Here is a 2,081-nt window from a genome sequence, read left to right as displayed (position 1 = left end):
GAAAATGACGACCATCTCGTGGTGAGCGCCTACCGCTATGACGGTGAAGGGAATCAAGCGATCCAACAAGTTCCCGATCAAGCTGACATCGAGTTTTTTTATTTTGATGGGGTGCTCAAAAACGAACACTCTGACAGTTACCACACTCATTACACCACTATTTTCGAGCGTAGATGGTGTCGCACTCTGATCTCCGATGCCGCCATCGAGCATCAAATGATGTTGTTAGACAGCCAAGGTAACGTGCTGTCGACACTGACCATATCCAGCTCACAATCGCAAGAGCAAGAGCAAGAGCAAGAGCAACAATTTATCTATGCCCCTTCTGGCAAGCAGCATCAGATATCGTAAACCGATTGTCTGAAACATTATTCGACAACTAAAAGAGGAATACACTATGTTCAATATCAAAAAGCGTGTTGTTGCACTCCCACTCATCGCCTTGTTTGGTTCACCTCACGTCTTCGCACAATCCTGGTACCTTGAAGACGTGAGTCTTGAAATGGCGGATGGCAGCAGCAGTTGCAGTTGTACCATCTACGCCAACGGGAACCAGCAATGCCATGTGGTTATCGGCTTCTCCACAGAGGGAGACGAAGAAATCCCGATAGACGAGGTTCTGGCAAAGACCAAGCTGTGGGATAAAGTGGGCGATCAAGATTTGACCACCATCGCGGGGTATCAAGTCTCCCAAACGGATGATAAGTGGATTGATGAACTGCATACCATGAGTGCTAAGTCAGAAGTCTCTAAGCACTTAATGACCCAATCCGCGGAAGCGTGGTTAGATGAAAAGTCAGATCAAACGTCCTACGCAAAAAGTGATATGCAGTATTTCAAACTGTACGTCAGCACCGAAAACACAGAACCAGGCCGAGAAATCTGTGTGCAAATTGAAGACAGCGCCGGGCCTTATTCGACGTGTGGCTATGACGGTGGCGCTGTTTCAACGGTTCATATCACCGGCACCGAGCCCATCAAATACGACTTAGCGTCCATGGTGCTTAATCCAGCTACTTGGGTCTATGGGCAAGGCGGTGAAGTCAATGTGCTCTCGTACATGATTTCCACCGCGAATGGTGCCCCGCTGGTTGACTATACGTTATACCCGACCGACCAAGGGCAAGGGTATTACCCCATTTATCAAGACTATCTTTCTGGTGGCGGGCCGGACATGAGCTCCCCTGTGATTGGCCAACGGATCTTTCAGCGCTACTGGAACCAAGATGTCTACTGTAACGTCATGGCGACTATTTGGGAGCCCGGGATCCAAAATCAAACCACTGAAACGGATGTAAAAGATCATTACAAAGCCAACGGGGCGCCGCTTCACAGTGTGCCGATAGATCTAGAGACGAATTCCTCTCCGAACAACATCCATGTGCTGGTGTACAGAAACGTGTGGGACAACGAACAGTGGAGATACTACCCAGATTTCAATACGGATCGCCCCGTACCGATCGTGTTCACCGACGCCTACGGGAATAACTCCGACGTGTTGACCCTAGATTTAAATGATGAATACGGCCAGTTAATGCTGACTTACCCCTAATTCGTCTGACTCAATATCGATGACTACCAGCGTCAGCTGGTAGTTGTTCTCACTTTTGGAGCCTCATCATCATGAAAAAAAAACGTATACTCACTCCCAGTGACCCGGCCTATCGGTGGATACAGTGCCCGGACATTGGCCGCCGACATTTTCTTAAGACAGTGACACTGGTCGGAAGTGCCGTGCTCCTTCCCACGCCCATAACGGCATTTGCGACTCAGAGCGCAGGACAAGGTTCACCGAATGCTAACGTGATTTTAATTAACCCAATCGGTTTTCATAATCAGCCAAGCGATTGGGTTTTAGGGCAAAGTCTATACGGTAATGGGTATCGCCGTTACAGTAGTGGGATCGGTTTGTTCACCCAATACGACCGAGATATTGGGGCATTTGGCCGCTCAGGAGGGAATGGTTTCATCTTCTGCAGCCATGATGTTTTTAACCGTTTCGATCCTGATGGTCGACTCGATATCGGGATGCTGGTCGGAGGGATTGTGCTCGCGGTAGTGAGTGTGGTCAGTATCGTGGC

The 2,081-nt window shown here is 49.0% G+C and carries 3 protein-coding genes; all 3 read left to right on the top strand.

Features of this window, described 5'->3' with window-relative positions; translation table 11 throughout:
• Positions 1-351: hypothetical protein (locus L1D31_RS22380; RefSeq protein ID WP_239839139.1), on the top strand; the 351-nt coding region annotated here is incomplete at its 5' end.
• 46 nt (positions 352-397) lie between these two features.
• A complete protein-coding gene (locus L1D31_RS22375; protein ID WP_239839138.1) occupies positions 398-1,552 on the top strand; it encodes a hypothetical protein in 1,155 nt (384 codons plus the stop codon).
• A gap of 71 nt (positions 1,553-1,623) precedes the next feature.
• The coding region (locus tag L1D31_RS22370) for an RHS repeat-associated core domain-containing protein (protein WP_275666202.1) at positions 1,624-2,081 on the top strand (458 nt) is incomplete at its 3' end.

Origin of the sequence: Vibrio sp. Isolate23, from assembly GCF_022398095.1 — a bacterium.
GTDB classification, from domain to species: Bacteria; Pseudomonadota; Gammaproteobacteria; order Enterobacterales; family Vibrionaceae; genus Vibrio; species Vibrio coralliilyticus_A.
This window is presented reverse-complemented; position numbering and strand designations above follow the sequence as displayed.